The organism is Polyangiaceae bacterium, assembly GCA_016715885.1.
GTDB lineage: Bacteria > Myxococcota_A > Polyangia > Polyangiales > Polyangiaceae > Polyangium.
This window is the reverse complement of sequence record JADJXL010000016.1, coordinates 177,164-192,826: the sequence shown is the minus strand read 5'-3', so window position 1 is coordinate 192,826 and position 15,663 is coordinate 177,164. Positions and strand designations below refer to the sequence as shown.

The window sequence follows — 15,663 nt, the reverse complement described above, 5'->3', positions numbered from 1 at the left end:
CCCATCGATCCAGTTGACAGCCCCATGTCGGTATGCATAATGCCGCTCCCCGTCGTCCCGGAATGGCGACGCTCGATGCGATCGCTTGCTGGGGCCCTGCCTCGAAAGACACACCATGCTCACGTCGAACGTACTTGCGAAGATCGAAACCCCGCAGCTCCGTGAGGGGCTCCCGGAGTTCCGGGTTGGCGACACTGTCCGTGTCCACTACCGCATCGTCGAAGGCGAAAAGGAGCGCATTCAGGTCTTTCAAGGTGTCGTGCTGAAGCGTCACCGAGCTGGTGCGCGCAGCACGTTCACCGTGCGCAAGGTCAGCTTCAACGTGGGCGTCGAGCGCGTTTTCCCCTTGCACACGCCGCGTATCGACAAGATCGAGGTCGTGTCGCGCGGCATCGTGCGTCGCTCGCGTCTGTTCTATTTGCGTTCGCTCACGGGCAAGGCTGCTCGCGTGCGCGACGCCAAAGATACCTGATCGAAGCGGTCACTCCGCTGCGCAAAAATCTGAACGCTCCGACTGTATCGTCGGATAAAAATCAACATCGACATTGCTTGGCGCCCTCCGAGGTGCCCGGCGATGTCGATGTTGTTTTGTACCTTCCCAAAAGCTCATGACTTTATATGTCGATGCATCGACGCCACTTCGTTCTTGATCCTGGGTGTGCACACCACGGTATGCTGCCGCCGATGCGGAGTTGGTCCGCCATCACGCGAAGGAGACCATGAACTGCCCTCGTTGCGGCGCACCAGCGACGCCCGCCGACAAGTTCTGTGCGATTTGTGCCTCTCCTCTTGGAGCGCCTGCGGGGCCCCCTGGATTTGGGCCTCCGCCTCCGCCACCAGCCTTCGGCAAGCCGCCCCCGGGGCCTCCGGGGTTTGGCCCGCCACCGGCACCTCCGGGGTTTGGCCCGCCGCCTGAGCCGGGATATGGCCCACCGCCGGGTGGTGGTGGATTTGGCCCGCCGCCTGCGGCGTTTGGTCCGCCTCCAGGGGGTCCTCCAGGGTTTGGCCCGCCCCCGCCACCGCCGGCTTTCGGGCCTCCACCCGGGCCGCAAGGCGGTGGGTTTGGTCCACCGCCAGCGCCTGGATTCGGACCACCTCCGGCTCCACCGGGCTTCGGACCGCCTCCGGCTGCCCCTGGGTTTGGTCCGCCGCCAGCGGCTGGATTCGGACCGCCTCCGGCTCCACCGGGCTTCGGGCCGCCTCCAGAGCCTCCTCCACCGCCTGGCGGTTTCGGGCCTCCCCCGCCGCCTCCAGCGTTTGGTCCGCCCCCTGCGGCCCCGGGTTTCGGCCCGCCGCCGGACGCATCGGGTGGTTATCCCTCCGCGCCGCGTGGCGGCTTTGGCCCGCCGCCTCCAGCGCCTCCGCCGATGGCAGGCGACGGTGGATTTGGTCCGCCGCCTGCGCCCGCCGCAGAAGGCGGCTATCCCGAGCACAAGGCTCGGCAAGGTTCGAGTGCATCCACGGCGCTTGGTGGTGCAGGTGCGCCTGCACCGAGGCATGGCGGCGGAGCAGCGTCGCCGACGGAGCGGCGTGCTCTTGCTGGATTTCTCGTCAGCTACCAGGACGACCCGCTCGGGAAGTTCTGGCCGCTCTGGCAAGGTCGCAACAGCATCGGCCGCGCGGACACCGGCCAAAAGCTCGACATCGAGATCGCTCACGGAACGACGTCGACCCATCACGCAGCCATCGACTGCGAAGGGGGACGGTTCGTTCTGCATGATCTCGGTTCGACAAACGGCACCTTCCACAACGAAGATGCCATTGGTTTCAAAGGACGGCGCGAGCTTCGTGATGGCGACAAGATCCGCTTCGGCGGCTTCAGTGTCATCACGATCGTCATCACCGCTCGCACCTAGAGATCGCGCGGAGAGTCACCGTGCGAAACGTTCCGATCTCCGAACCCGGATCCTCGAAGAGATGACGTTCTCTCTGCGCTCGAGTCGCAAGGCCGAAGTCTCGCGTATCGAACGCATCCGGCGCAACACACCGTTCGTCGAAACAAACACCCTCGAAAAGTCCAACACTCCGCCTCGAAAATCGCGCATGCAGTGTCGCGCACGCGGCCATCGACGGGTTTGTCGCGCCGAGCACCAAGACCATTGGAGGCTTACTTCATGACACCGCTCCCCACCGCAGCAGCCGTCCACTCCTTCCGAGCACGCGCCAAAGCTCCGCTCTTGGCTCTCACCGTGCTCGCGGCTCTCGTGGCGCTCCTTTGCGCTCCTGCGTCGTCGTTCGCCGCCCCCGAAGCAAAGATCCTTCGCATCGATCCGCGCACGAGCACCGTCGATGGCGCGCCGGTTCTCACGACGGTCATCGATCTCGTGCAGAACAAACGCGTGTCCGATGCGACGCGCCCCTGCGCAACGCTCAACGGCGACGCCTTTTTCGACTGCGTGTCCAATGCTCTCGAGCAGCCCAACGCCCTCTATTCGTCGTTCGACTTCCCCGAGAAGAACGCGATCCTCACGGTCTCCGTCGATGGATCGGACACGATGGCGCGTTTCGAATCCAAGGCGCGGTGGGGCGAGAGTGCAAACCAACCGGGCGTCGGAACTGCGTGGCTCATTCTCATCGACGCGGCTTCGTCGATGGGAACTCGATTCGACGAAGCGAAGGCCGTCGCGAGCGCTTTCGTCAACGCGATGGGACCGAACGACATCGTCAACGTCATGTTCTTCAACGACAGGAGCGTCGTCGAAGACTCGAAGTGGGTGAACAACAAGCAGGCTGCGCTGCAAGTCATCGCGAACGTGCGCAACACGTTCCCGACCCAAGGACGCACGAGGCCCCTGTTCAACATCATCAAGACGGCCGCGACCGATGGCTTCAAAGAGCTCGGCAACGTCGGATCCAACGTCGTCGTGCCGATGCATCAGGCGATGGTTGTCTTGTCAAACGGCTCGGCCGGAGGTGACGTCAGCTCGTCTCCTGCATCCGCCGCTCTGCTCAAGGACTACCTGACGAAGGGGCGTTTTCCCGAGAACAACGAAGTCCTTCCCAAGACGCCCGTCCCCGTCATCTCGATTTGGTTCCCGAACAAGGTGATCGAAGAGTTTGCTGCAAGTGCCCGCGAATTCATGGAGGGCATGGCGAACCCCGAGATCGGTGGGTTCCACAGCATCGTGCGCGACCGGCAGGAAGCCCGCGCCGCCAACATCGTCAACGTCGTTCGCACGCGCTTCAACAAGATGCACATCGTCAAGTGGCGTGTGTCGTGCGTGGCGCTGAGCCTCACGCAAACGCTGAAGCTCGCGTTCTTGTCCACCGATCCTCCGATTGCCGGTGATGCAACGTTTCAGAACGTTCCCGTCGGCATCGATCCGTCTCAGTGGCCGCTCGACATCGATCGCGAGGCCACCGAGCGCGCTGCAGCGAAAGAGCCCGCGTATCCCGGCGGAACGCTGAAGGTCTACGGCAACTTCTGCTGGGGCGGAAACGCGCAACGCGCAGAGCTCTACATGGTGCCGAAGAACCAGCCTGCGCCCGCATCGTTGCAAGGCGGAGGCATCGACGACGCCAAGAAGGCACAGAGGTCCCTCATCGAGCAAGGCATGCGCGGCAAAGCCATCACGGCAGGCGAAAGCATGGTCGAGTTCGAGTTGCCGAAGTCCGACAAGTTCCTCTCGGGCAAGGGCGAAGCCATGACTGCGCGGCTCATCGTCTACGACAACCAAGCCAAGCGCACGAGCGCCATCACGGCCGACAAGATCATCACCGTCAAAGCGAAGGAAGCGCCCCTGCCCTACTTGCTCATCGGAGGCATCACGTTCGGCGGCGTCGTCCTCATCCTGCTCGTCGTCTCCATCTTCCGCGGCGGTGGCAACAAGCGTCGTGCACCAGCGCCTACGCAAGCACCGCGACCGGTCGTCGCTGGTCCTTCGATGCCTCAAGGTGGGTACGGTCCCCCGCCACCCATGTCCGGACCCGACTTCGGTGGTGGCGGTTATGGACCGCCGCCAGGCATGGGCGGCTCTGCAAGTCGCGCGGTGCTCTCGAGCTCCATTGGCGTCTTCACGTTCATGCCTGGCCAGGAGATGCGCGTCGGCCGCGATGGTTCTTCGTGCCAGATCGTCATCAACGAACCTCGCGTGAGTGGCAATCACGCAGTAATCAAGTTCGAAAATGGCCAGGTCTTCGTGCGCGACGAGAACTCGAACAACGGCACCAACATCAATTCCAACCGCATTCCGCCGCTGGTTTGGACCGTCGTGCCTCCGGGAGCCGTTCTTCGGTTCGGCCCCATCGAGTTCAACGTGCGATTGGAGTAGGCTGAGACCGACGCGGCTCGCTGCGTGCCCTGCCCTTTTTCTCGCCCATGCAAAACACCCACGCCTCCGGCATACGCGTCCGCATCGAATACGCCGAAGCGACCGATCCGGGGCGTGATCCGGCCAAACAAATCAACGAGGATTCCTGCGGTTACAGCGATACGCGCTTCGGCCATCTCGTGGTCCTCTGCGATGGAATGGGTGGTCACTACGGGGGACGTGAAGCGAGTCGCACGGCCATCGCCACCATCTTCGAACGCATCGATCAAGCTCCACCTGGAATACCCGCCAGCGCTGCGATGAAGGCTGCGTTGGAGGAAGCAGGACGCCGCGTCTTCCTCCTCGGCGGACCACCCGACAACCGAGCTCGACCCGGTTCGACGGTCGTTGCGTTGCTTCTCGGTGATCGCGGCCTCGACGTCGCTCACGTCGGAGACAGTCGTGCGTACTGCATTCGAGCCGGCCAGATCTATCCACTCACGCGCGATCACTCCGTCGTGCAGAGCATGATCGACTCCGGCATGATTTCCGAAGCCGAAGCGATAGGGCACCCCGAGGCCAACAAGATCACGCGTGCACTCGGTATGGGCCCCGAAGTCGAAGTCGAGGTGAGGCCCGAGCCGATGGAGCTGTTCCCCGGCGACATCTTTTTGCTCGCCAGTGATGGCCTCACCGACCTCGTTCTCGGCGCCGACATCTTGCGTTCGGTTCGACAAACCATGACGAGCGGCACGTTGGCACACGCGTGCAAGCAGCTCGTGGAGCTCGCCAACGATCGCGGCGGACACGACAACATCACCGTGCAGATGGTGCGTGTCGTCGACACGCCGATGCGCACTTCGCAAACGATTCCCGAAGGTCCGGCGCTCGGCGGGACTGCGGTTGCTCCGCGCCCCATGCCTCCGCATGAAACGCGTCCCATGACGGCTGCCGACTCGTATCCGCAAACGAAGGTTGGCATGCCACCGCCGCCCATCGCGACCACGCTCGTGTCGACGCCTGTTCCACCGGCGGCAGCATCATCGCCATCGAACTGGGCGCCCGTTGGTCCGACGGCCGTCGACCGCCCCTCCGGTTCATCGCCGACGATTTCCGAATCTCCGGGCGGAGCGGCGCGCCTGACGCCGATCGCAGCGCAGTTGCCTCTGCCACCGGCATCGACGCGCCATGCACCGGTGCAGCCAACACAAATTCAAGCGACGGATCCGCCACCGCCGCAACCATCGAACACGCTCAATCCCGCATCGAGCACCCGCGCAGGTCGGCCTTCGCAAACGGGCATCTTGTACGTGTTCATTGGGATGTCTGCGGTCATCGCGGTTCTGCTCTTGCTGCTCATCTGGGCGTTATGGCTTCGCTAGCGCTTCGTCGTTCGTTCGTCGTGCATGTTGTTCCTCGTGACCGTTCGTGTTGAAAGGTGACCCTCATGGTTCCCGGTTTTGGCAAGCAGATCGTCACCATCGGCAGCGCCCCCTCGTGCGATGTCGTCATTCCCGATGGCTCCGTACTTCCCGAGCACGCACGCATCGTTCATCAAGGCGGCGGGCGGCTCGTCTTCATCGGTGGCTCTGGACCATCGATGGCCAATGGCAGACCGATCGCTCCGGGCGAGGAAGTTCCTTTCGATTTCCGCACGCAGTTTGTCGTAGGAAACGCCCCCGTACCGCTCAGCCACCCGGCAGTCGTCATGTCCATCATGACGACCGGCACCGTCACGGCGCCTCCAGGACAACTCGTCATCGGCCGCGATCCCGCACGTGCTTCGCTCGTCATTCAACACCCGAGCGTCTCCAGCCATCACGCCACCGTGATGCTCGATCGCATGTGCGTCGTGGACAACGGTTCGACGAGCGGCACATATGTTGGTGCTCAAAAGATTGCGCCAACCCAGCCAGTGCCCATCGATCCGAACGGCATCATCGCGTTCGGCCCCGTGCCAATTCCCGTCGAGCTGCTCATGCGCCTCGCGCAGGCGTCGCGCGGCCCCATGCAAAGCATGCAGCAGCCCGTGCACGCTCCGATGCAAAGCATGCAACAGCCCGTGCACGCTCCCATGCCGTCGCAACCATCGCCCGCGCCGATGTCGCCAGCTCCGATGCAGTCCATGCCGCAGCCGGTTTCGGGCCCGGTTCCATCGGGACAAGCAGGAGCGCCTGGGAAGAAAAACAAAACCGTTCTCGGGCAACTCGACTTCGCCGCCAACAAAGCTCCCGTCAAGAGCATCGGCCGCACACCCGACAACGACATCGTCATCCAGCATCCGCAAGTGTCGAGCCGCCACGCGCTCGTACACAACCAAGGCGGACAGCTCTTCGTCGAGGATCGAGGCAGCGCCAACGGCACCTACGTCCGCGGTCATCGCATCCCGCCCGGACAACGAGTCGCCATTCAAAGCGGCGAGAAGTTCTTCATCGGCCCGATGCCGCTACAGATCGAGCTCGCAGCGTCGGGTGCCGTCGAAGTCGTTCAGGAGGAGTACTCGGCCGATCGCTGGGCGGGCAAACCTCTGTACGAGATCGAAGCATGGAGCTTGGTGCTCGAAGTTCCCGATCGCGACAACCCGAGCGAGATGAAGCGACTGCTCGACGACGTCTCGTTCAAGGCGCTTCCGGGCGACATGATCGCGCTCATGGGTCCATCGGGCGCGGGCAAAACCACGCTCCTGCTCGCGTTGACTGGCTACTTGCCACCCACGAGCGGCGTCGTTCGCATCAACGGCGAAGACCTCTACAACATCTACGACAACCTTCGCGGATCCATTGGCTACGTCCCTCAGGACGATCTCGTGCACCCGGAGCTCACGGTCTTCGAAGCCATCAAATACAGCGCCAAGTTCCGCCTTCCGCCCGACTACTCCGAGGCCGAAATCGATGCCCGCGTCGAGCAGACCATCAAGGACCTTGGTCTCGAAGGAGTCAAGAACCTCCAGATCGGCAGACCCGAACGGAAGATCCTCTCCGGCGGCCAGCGCAAGCGCGTCAACATCGCCCTCGAGCTTGTCACGGATCCTGTCCTCTTGTTCCTGGACGAACCTACATCCGGCCTCGCTGCGGACGACACGACCGCGCTCATCACGCTCCTGCACGACCTCACCAAAGCCACTGGCAAGACGATCATCATGACGATCCACCAGCCGGCCAAGGACGAGTTCGAGAAGTTCACACACTGCTTCATCATGGGTTACGGCGGCGTGCCCATGTTTTTCGGGCCAAACAAGCCCGACGCGTATCGTTTCTTCGGCTCGTGGAAGGAACGACAACGTCAACCGAACGACGTCGACAACCCACGCGATATGTTCGAGATGATCGCGCAGCGCGAACGCGCGGTTTTCGATGCCATGCGAGCACGTGATCCCAACGTGCCCCGTGGCCACGCACGCAAAACGGCCGCCGTCGATTGGCGACAGGAGTACTTCAACAACGCGAACCCCACCTACTCCAAGATGTACTCGGGCCGCCGCGAGATCGGCACGGGCCAAGGACAGCGTGGCGTGCCCGAACGTCGAGCGACCACGTCGGGCCAGCTCGGACTGCTCTTGTCGCGTTACTTCAAAACGAAAATACGCGACACGAGCGGTACCGCGATCATGCTCGCGCAAGCACCCATCATCGGCGTGCTGCTCGCGATCGTCTTCGGCTGGCAGGAAAAGGCCATCCCTGCGTGGTGCCTCGGCGCGTTGCAGGAGCTGTCGCGCAAGTTCGGTGGAGGCACATCGAGCGGCGACATCATGAAGAGCATGACGGCCACGAGCGACAACACGGGTGCCGTGTTCTTCTTGGTGGTCGCAGCCGTATGGTTTGGAACTTCAAACGCTGCGCGCGAAATCGTCGCCGAGCGGGCCATCTACCTGCGCGAACGCATGGTCAACCTCGGCCTGCTCAACTATGTGCTCTCCAAGTACATCCTGCTCGCCTTCTTCTGCATCATCCAGTGCACCGTCCTTCTGGCGATCGTCTTCTTCGCGCTCGGTTTCCAGGGCGGCCCGCAAGCCTTCCTGATGCAGCTCGCGTCCCTCGTCGCCACATCGCTCTCCGCCGTCGCGCTGGGCCTTCTCTTGTCCACGGTCGTCACTTCATCCGAAGCGGCCATGGCGCTCACGCCGATCGCGCTCATCCCTCAGGTCGTCCTCGGTGGCCTCATGGTGCCCATGACGACCGTGCCTCACTTGAAGCCGCTGATGATGATCGTCCCGGCGCGCTGGGGTTTCGAAGGCGCCATCGTGCCGCAACGAAATGCGCTGCAGGACGATCCTGCGTGGATCATCGATCTCGGGCGCTCGGAAAGCTCGCCGACCGACTTCATCGAAGCAGGCAAATTCAAGTGCGCCGTGGCGCAAATGGCATCGGACACCTTTGCCGGAGGCTGGGGGTTTACCCACTACGAGATGACGTGGCTTCCGTTTGCCGTGATGGGCGGCAGCACCCTCGTGCTACTCGTCGTGCTTTGCGTCATCTTGAAGCGTCGCGATCCGGTTTGAACAAGTGAAACTGCTTCGTCCTTCGTCACGCGCCTTCTCCTCGCTTTGTCTCGTCGGTGTGCTCGTCGGGTCGGTTCCTGCGTTGGCACAAGAGCCAGCTCCGGCACCTCCGCCCGCGCAGCTCACCATGCCGAGACCGCTGAATTACGTGCCTCCTGCGTATCCGCCGGAGGCCGAGAAAGCGGGGCTCGAAGCAACGGTGTCGCTGCAGCTCGACATCGATCGAGAAGGCAACGTCAAGAGCGCCGTCGTCATCGAACCTGCGGGTCATGGCTTTGACGAAGCGGCCGTCGAAGCAGCGAAAAAGCTGCAGTTCGAACCCGCGCGCAAACCCGATGGAACCGCCGTTCCCGCGCGCATTTTCTATCGCTATTCGTGGACGTCGAAGAAAGTCGAAGCGCCTGCGGACGGCAGCACGACGCCCAAGTCCGAGTCACCGAAAGTCGATGCTCTTCGCGGTGTCGTGCTCGCGAGCGGCGGCGACGTGCCGCTCGTCGGCGCATCCGTTACCGTGACGAGCGACGCGGGAAGCTCCACGGAAGCAACGGCTGAAGCAGATGGCTCGTTTCGCATCGCAACGTTGCCTCCTGGCAAGTATCGCGTCGTCGTCAGTGCACCTGGTTTCGACAAACTCGACGTCGTCGAGGAGATCGCGCCGAACGAAGCGCTCGAAGTCAAATACAGGCTCGTCGCGACCGCCGAAGGGCTCGAAGTCGTCGTTCGTGGAGCTCGTGCGCCACGCGAAGTGACGAAACGGACGCTCGAACAACGCGAGCTCAGTCGCATACCGGGCACCAACGGCGACGCCTTGCGCGGTTTGCAAAACTTGCCCGGCGTGGCTCGGCCCCCGGGCATTGCAGGCATTCTGCTCGTGCGCGGCTCGGCGCCCCAGGACACCCAAACCTTCGTCGATGGCACGCAGATTCCGCTGATCTACCACTTCGGCGGTTTGTCCTCGGTCGTGCCGACGGAAATGCTCGATCGTATCGACTTCTATCCGGGCAATTTCAGCACGCAATACGGGCGCGTGATGGGCGGCATCGTCGACGTATCGATCCGCGCACCCAAAAATGACGGCAAATATCACGGGCTTGCGCAGGCCGATTTCGTCGATGCCCGCGCGATGGCCGAAGGTCCCGTACCCGGCACGAAAAACAAAGTGCGGTTCATCGCGGGCGCGCGACGAAGTTACATCGATACATGGCTCGGTCCCGTGCTTACCCAAGCTGGCGCGACAGGGCTCACGCAAGCGCCGGTTTATTGGGATTACCAATTGGCGTTCGAAACCAATCCCACCGCGGATTCGAGCCTCAGGCTCGCCTTTTTTGGTTCGGACGATTCACTCGCGCTCCTTGCCGAAGATCCTCCCCCGGGCGAACCAGCCATCAGTGGAAACGCTGGTTTTCACACCGGATTTCACCGCATTCAGCTTCGATACGACAACGATATCGACGCGAAAAACCGTGTCGCGGCGGTCATTTCATTTGGCCGAGACATCATCGACGTCGGTGTCGGTCCTTTCTTTTTCAACCTGAATTCTTATTCGATCAGCGGCCGAGCCGAATACACGCGTCGCATAAGCAAGGGCGTCACCTTCAACACGGGCCTCGACGTCATCAGTATTTACACCGACGCGAAATATCGTGGACCTGCGCCCCCGCGCGCCGGCGAGCCGTCGAATGGGCCATTTTCCACGCGTCCACTCATCGAATCCCAATTCGATGGCTGGGTCGTCGCCCCTGCCCTTTATGGCGAGCTCGAGATTGCGCCGACTTCGCGAGCGAAGATCGTTCCAGGCTTGCGAATCGATTCGTTCAATTTGATCAAGGGCGTGGACATATCGCCGCGCATCAACGGCCGCGTGGACTTGCGTCCAGGTTTTCCCAGGACCACGGTCAAGGGCGGGCTTGGAGTGTTTACGCAGCCGCCGCAAGTCCAAGAAACCATTCCACCTTTTGGCTCCGAAGGGCTTCGCTCCAATCGCGCCATCCAATATGCGCTCGGGGCCGAACAAGAATTCACGCGCAACATCGAGCTCAGCGTCGAAGGGTTTTACAAGCAGCTCGATCGATTGGTATCACCCGTGCCCAAAGACATCGGCGGTGGTTCCGATTATTTCAACATCGGCAAAGGTCGCATTTATGGTGCCGAGTTTTTGCTGAAGTACAAAGCCGACTCCAATTTCTTCGGCTGGGTCGCATATACGTTGTCGCGTAGTTTGCGTACGCCGAAGCCTGGCGACGAAGAGCGGCCCGTCAATTTCGATCAAACGCACATACTCACGGCGCTCGGCAGCTATCGCCTGGGTGGAGGTTTTGAATTCGGCGCTCGCTTCCGCCTCGTATCGGGCAACCTCACGACGCCCAACGTTTGCAACTTCGAGCTCGAAGGCTGCATTCCAAATCGGGCCAATGCCATCTACAACGCGGGCTCCGGCACCTACGTCGCCATTCCCTACAGCGGACCCGCCAGTGAACGATTTCCCATGTTCCATCAGCTCGATTTGCGCCTGGACAAACGCTGGCGCTTCAAGAGATGGCAATTCTCCATGTATCTCGACGTCCAGAATGTCTACAATAGCCAGAACGTCGAGGGGCTCGATTACAACTTCAACTACACCGCGAGACAATACGTGACGGGGCTACCTATTCTGCCCAGCGTTGGTTTCCGCGGCGACTTCTGAGGTGCTCATGCAATCATCAGGAGATTCAATCGACAAACGTCATCGGCCTTCGAGAAGGCTTTTGTTGTCCGCGCTCGTTTCGGCTTTCGTTGCCACGCCGATTTTGGCCTCGAGCGCCTGCTCGCCAGGTTACCTGCCGTCGGATCTCGTCAATGGCTTGCGGATCATGGCGGTCGAAGCGGACAAACCCTATCTTTTGCCCGGCGAAAGCGTCACCTTCGAGCTGCATCTGCGCGACGGTCATCCGGATGGACCGCGGCCCGTCAACGTCTTGTGGCTCGGCGGATGCGTCAATCCACCTGGCGACCTTTATTACGGCTGTTTTCTCCAATTTGCCGAAGTCTTCAAGGCGCTCGGAGAAGGCGGACTCGGCCCACCAGAGTCCGGCCAGCCTCCGCCAAATCTTCCCCCCGGTCTCATCGGATTCAGCCCTGGCGTCACCACGTCGACCACGTTCACCACGACCATGCCGCTCGACATCGTTTCGTCGAGACCCGCGCCCGATGGCGGTTCCAAATACGGCATCGCCTACGCGTTTTTCTTTGCATGCGCGGGGGACATCAAGCCCATCGAAGTCGACCCCAGCGGAGCCGCCGGTTTCCTTCCTCTTGGTTGTTTCGATAGCGAAGGAAAACGCCTGCCCGCCGATAGCTTCGTTCCTGGGTATACGCAAGTGTATTCGTTCGAGGACGAACGGCGAAATGAAAATCCCGTCGTCAAAGGCATGACGCTCGAAGGCCAACCGATGTCCGAAGATTTCGCGGACATTCCCGTCGTGAAGGCTTGCGCGCAAACGTTCGACGAACGCAGGCAAGTGGGATGTTTTGCGCCCGAGCCTTTCGAGGGTTGCGAGGCGGTCGAAATCGACGTCGATGTCGATTCCAGCATCGCGGAGATCGATCCCGGCGAAATCGTCAACGGTAAACAAATTTACGAAGCCGTGTGGGTCGATTATCTCGTCAGTGCGGGAGACGTGACGAGCGGCATTCGGCTCATCAGCGGCGTAACCGAAGGGTACAAGAAGGAACACTCGACGGAATGGTTTCCACCTTCGGAACCTGGACTTTACACAATTTGGGCCACGGTTCGTGACACGAGGGGCGGATCTACATTCATTGAAAGGTACGTTCGCGTCGAGTAGAGTTGCGTCATGCCAGAAGAAGCCACCACGTCCTCGCCCCCGCAAGAAAAATCATGTCGCTGCGGTCACAACAGAAAGCATCACATGGTGAGCGCAGAGGGTAAATATACGTTTTCCGGCTATTTGCGGCTTTTTTTCGGAATTTCCGCCCGTCCGACGCGCGTGAGCTATCGCTGCCGAAAGTGCAATCAGACGTTCGATTCCACCACGAGCGCCAAAGTACTCGACGAGCATTATTGAGCTCGAGGGGCAGAGCATGAATTCCCCCTCGCGGCCGCGCTGAAGGGCGCATACGGCGTCGCGCTGATTCTTGGACCCCGTCGTGACTGAACTCGCGAAACGCGCGTCCCACGCGCGCTTCGCGAGCGTTCAGATCGAGTTTTGGTTTGAGCTCGTTACTTGTTGAGCGGTACGCGAATGACGAGGGCGCCCATCGTATCGCCCACTTTGAAGTCTTTCTTTGGGCTGTCCTTGTGCTCGTTGTGGCAAGTCACGCAAGCTTCCACGACGGCTTTGTCGGCGTAGATCGCGGTATAGTATTTCTTGTCGCCGAGCGTTTCTTCCTTGTAGAAGTTTTTGCCCGCGTTATCGATGACGAATTGGAGTCCTTCTTTCTCCACGTCGGTCTTCGCCGCATTTTGCTTGTTGATCGCCCAGAGCGACAGCAGAGCATATGAAAAGTTCGGGTTCGTCTTCTTGGCGTGCTCGGCGCCCATGCGGAGCATCATTGCGGGCAGCGGTAACGTCTTTTCGTCCTGATAACGTTCCGTAGCATTGACAACTTTGTCGTTTTGCAGGCGGTTGACGACCTCGCGGGTGTACACGGCGCGATCGGCCGAGATGACGGCAAAGATGGCGTCGGTCATGACTTGCGGCGAAACGCCTCCGGCAGCGCCATCGCCCCCCTTATTTCCGCACCCGACCGCGGCGACGGCCGACACGGCAAGCGTACCCAACAGACAAACGCTCGACCACGTTGCTCGCTTCTTCACGTGTTCCTCCAAGTCTTTCGCGGCTCGCGCGCCGCATCCATCTCTCGCACTCGACGTTGCTCCAAACTGCAATCCAGAAAAAACCCCTAACGCACTTCGATTTCAAGGAAAAACCGCGGCGTGGGCAAGGAACCGTCATTGCGTGACAAGGCAAACATGTCAGCCGTTTGGCGGCAAACGTGATCAAATGTTGATCAGTCAATGTCGCTGCACCTCGACCGTTCGCGAACCCCACGGATGTCGATGCGCATAAATTGCGCAATCACGCAAATCCTGCGGATTTCTTTACTCAAAGTAACATCGGGCAGCATGGGCCGAAAGCGTCCAATCTGTTCGTGTGCTGCCAAGAAAAACGTATCCATACGTCCACCATGCGCCCGGGAACCGCTCGACATGCCCAGACGGCCACCCCAAGCATGCTTTCGAGACGATGGTGCTCGCGTGGTAACGCGGGACGAATGGACGTCGCTGCCGAGCTCGATGCGAGCATGCCGTCGCGACAAGAGGGGATTGTCATGGCACAACAAGAACAAAAAAAGGGCCAGATGACGGTGGAAGAAGCTGGGCGTAAAGGAGGAGAAACCGTACGCGATGAACGCGGCTCCGAGTTTTACTCGGAAATCGGACACAAAGGCGGCCAGCGCGTACGTGAGCTCATCGAGGAAGGCAAGCAAGCCGAGGAGGAGCAAGGCGGAGGTTCGAAACAATAGTCGTCGCGAAACCACGGCGACGGGTCACCCTCACCGGTGGCCCGTCGCTCATTTTGTGGTGACGATGGCCATTGGCATGCCGCTGGCTATGCTTGGCCGAATGAGTCCTTCACGCGGAGCATCGAAGGCGTACGCAACCCAAGCGGACCGAGAATTTCACCTTCGGCTCGATCCACACCGTCGAGCTGCGGGCATTTCCGACGTCATCCTTGGCGGACAAGACGGGCTCGTCAACGTTCTCGGAGTCATCCTTGGCGTTGCAGCCGCAACGCATTCGACGCGCATCGTTCTCGTGGCAGGCATCGCCGCTGCAATGGCAGAGTCGGTGTCCATGGCCGCCGTCGCTTACACCGCCACGACCGCCGACGCCGATGTGTACGAAAGCGAGCGCGCTCGCGAATTGCGGCACATCGAAGCCGTACCCCATTTGGAGAAGGACGAGATCCGCGAGATATACAAGAAAAAGGGTTTCGAGGGTGAGCTGCTCGAAAAAGTCGTCGATACGATTACCTCGAACAAGGACGTTTGGGTCGCCGTAATGATGGCAGAAGAGCACAACTTGGTGAAAGTCGACAAGAAACGCGCATTGCGCTCGGCGATCATCGTTGGCACGAGCGCCATCGTGGGGTCGCTCGTGCCGCTCGTTCCTTTCCTTGCATTGCCTGTGGCAAGCGCAATGGTTGCGTCCGTCGTAATTGCTGCGGTAACGCTATTTCTGGTCGGCGCCTACAAGGCTCACGTCACCACGGGAAGCTGGCTCAAAAGCGGCCTCGAGTTATCCGCAATCGGAATGGCAGCCGCAGCCGTGGGCTATCTCGTTGGTGCGCTGCTCGGTGTGCAAACTTGAGGCGACCGCGCAAATTCTTGCTTCATGCACTTTCCCCGAGCGCTCAGGGGCGAACGTCCAGCATCATACGCTTGGACCATCCATGGATCACTCGTTGCCACACGTCGCGTTTCCCCGGGCGCCGCATGCGCGTGACCCTAGCGGAACGCTCGTCGCTTGGTTTACGGATCCCCCCGGCGCGCTGATTCAGATGAGCCGCTCGTCCGAGTTGACCGTCGAGATGGCCGCATGGCTGGTCAACGCCGGAGTTGCGCAACTGCTCGCTCGTTTTCCCGGAACTGGTCCGCTCACGATTGTGCTTGACATTCGTTTGATGACAAAACGAGATCCTGCTGTCCGATCGCTCCTCGTCGAAACAGCGAAAAAGCTCGGGCCGCGGCTCGGCGTTGGTTACGTCATTCCACCCGAAAATTCGAGCAAAATCTACTTGGCTTCCGTTCATGCAGCCGCGGCTGCATTGCGAGTTTTCGGTGCTCGAGTGGAAATATTCGAAACGCTTTCCGCTGTCCTCACCGTTAAAAAATTACGCGCTGCCAGATGAA

At 60.9% G+C, this 15,663-nt stretch carries 12 protein-coding genes; 11 read left to right on the top strand and 1 reads right to left on the bottom strand.

What is annotated here, in order from left to right:
* Positions 1-115 precede the first annotated feature (115 nt).
* The 8 genes from rplS to IPM54_18270 all read left to right on the top strand — a co-directional run bounded on the left by rplS (position 116) and on the right by IPM54_18270 (position 12,812).
* Positions 116-472: a 50S ribosomal protein L19 gene (gene rplS, locus IPM54_18305; protein MBK9261740.1), complete on the top strand. Its 357-nt coding sequence runs from the start codon at positions 116-118 to the stop codon at positions 470-472.
* 247 nt (positions 473-719) lie between these two features.
* The gene (locus tag IPM54_18300; protein MBK9261739.1) at positions 720-1,856 is read left to right on the top strand and encodes an FHA domain-containing protein; all 1,137 of its coding nucleotides are present in this window, start codon (positions 720-722) and stop codon (positions 1,854-1,856) included.
* Positions 1,857-2,114: 258 nt separating this feature from the next.
* On the top strand, positions 2,115-4,271 hold the full coding sequence (locus IPM54_18295) for an FHA domain-containing protein (GenBank protein MBK9261738.1): 2,157 nt from the start codon (positions 2,115-2,117) through the stop codon (positions 4,269-4,271).
* Positions 4,272-4,318: 47 nt separating this feature from the next.
* A complete protein-coding gene (locus tag IPM54_18290) occupies positions 4,319-5,632 on the top strand; it encodes a protein phosphatase 2C domain-containing protein (protein ID MBK9261737.1) in 1,314 nt (437 codons plus the stop codon).
* Between the two features lie 65 nt (positions 5,633-5,697).
* The gene (locus IPM54_18285) at positions 5,698-8,748 is read left to right on the top strand and encodes an FHA domain-containing protein (GenBank protein ID MBK9261736.1); all 3,051 of its coding nucleotides are present in this window, start codon (positions 5,698-5,700) and stop codon (positions 8,746-8,748) included.
* A 127-nt stretch (positions 8,749-8,875) separates the two neighbouring features.
* Entirely contained in the window at positions 8,876-11,431 is a 2,556-nt protein-coding gene (locus IPM54_18280) for a TonB-dependent receptor (protein ID MBK9261735.1), read from the top strand.
* A 7-nt stretch (positions 11,432-11,438) separates the two neighbouring features.
* Positions 11,439-12,572 carry a hypothetical protein gene (locus IPM54_18275; protein ID MBK9261734.1) on the top strand — a complete coding sequence of 378 codons (1,134 nt, stop codon included), beginning with the start codon at positions 11,439-11,441 and terminating at the stop codon, positions 12,570-12,572.
* A 9-nt stretch (positions 12,573-12,581) separates the two neighbouring features.
* Entirely contained in the window at positions 12,582-12,812 is a 231-nt protein-coding gene (locus tag IPM54_18270) for a hypothetical protein (protein MBK9261733.1), read from the top strand.
* 155 nt (positions 12,813-12,967) lie between these two features.
* On the opposite strand, the gene IPM54_18265 is transcribed toward IPM54_18270, so the two are convergent.
* The gene (locus IPM54_18265) at positions 12,968-13,438 is read right to left on the bottom strand and encodes a DUF3365 domain-containing protein (protein MBK9261732.1); all 471 of its coding nucleotides are present in this window, start codon (positions 13,436-13,438) and stop codon (positions 12,968-12,970) included.
* A 641-nt stretch (positions 13,439-14,079) separates the two neighbouring features.
* Here IPM54_18265 and IPM54_18260 point away from each other — a divergent pair.
* The 3 genes from IPM54_18260 to IPM54_18250 all read left to right on the top strand — a co-directional run bounded on the left by IPM54_18260 (position 14,080) and on the right by IPM54_18250 (position 15,662).
* Positions 14,080-14,274 (top strand): Em GEA1 (EM1), encoded by a 195-nt coding sequence (locus IPM54_18260; GenBank protein MBK9261731.1) that lies wholly within the window; start codon positions 14,080-14,082, stop codon positions 14,272-14,274.
* 100 nt (positions 14,275-14,374) lie between these two features.
* Positions 14,375-15,121, top strand: a complete 747-nt coding sequence (locus IPM54_18255) for a VIT1/CCC1 transporter family protein (protein MBK9261730.1) — start codon at positions 14,375-14,377, stop codon at positions 15,119-15,121.
* A gap of 82 nt (positions 15,122-15,203) precedes the next feature.
* Entirely contained in the window at positions 15,204-15,662 is a 459-nt protein-coding gene (locus tag IPM54_18250; GenBank protein MBK9261729.1) for a hypothetical protein, read from the top strand.
* Position 15,663 lies beyond the last annotated feature (1 nt).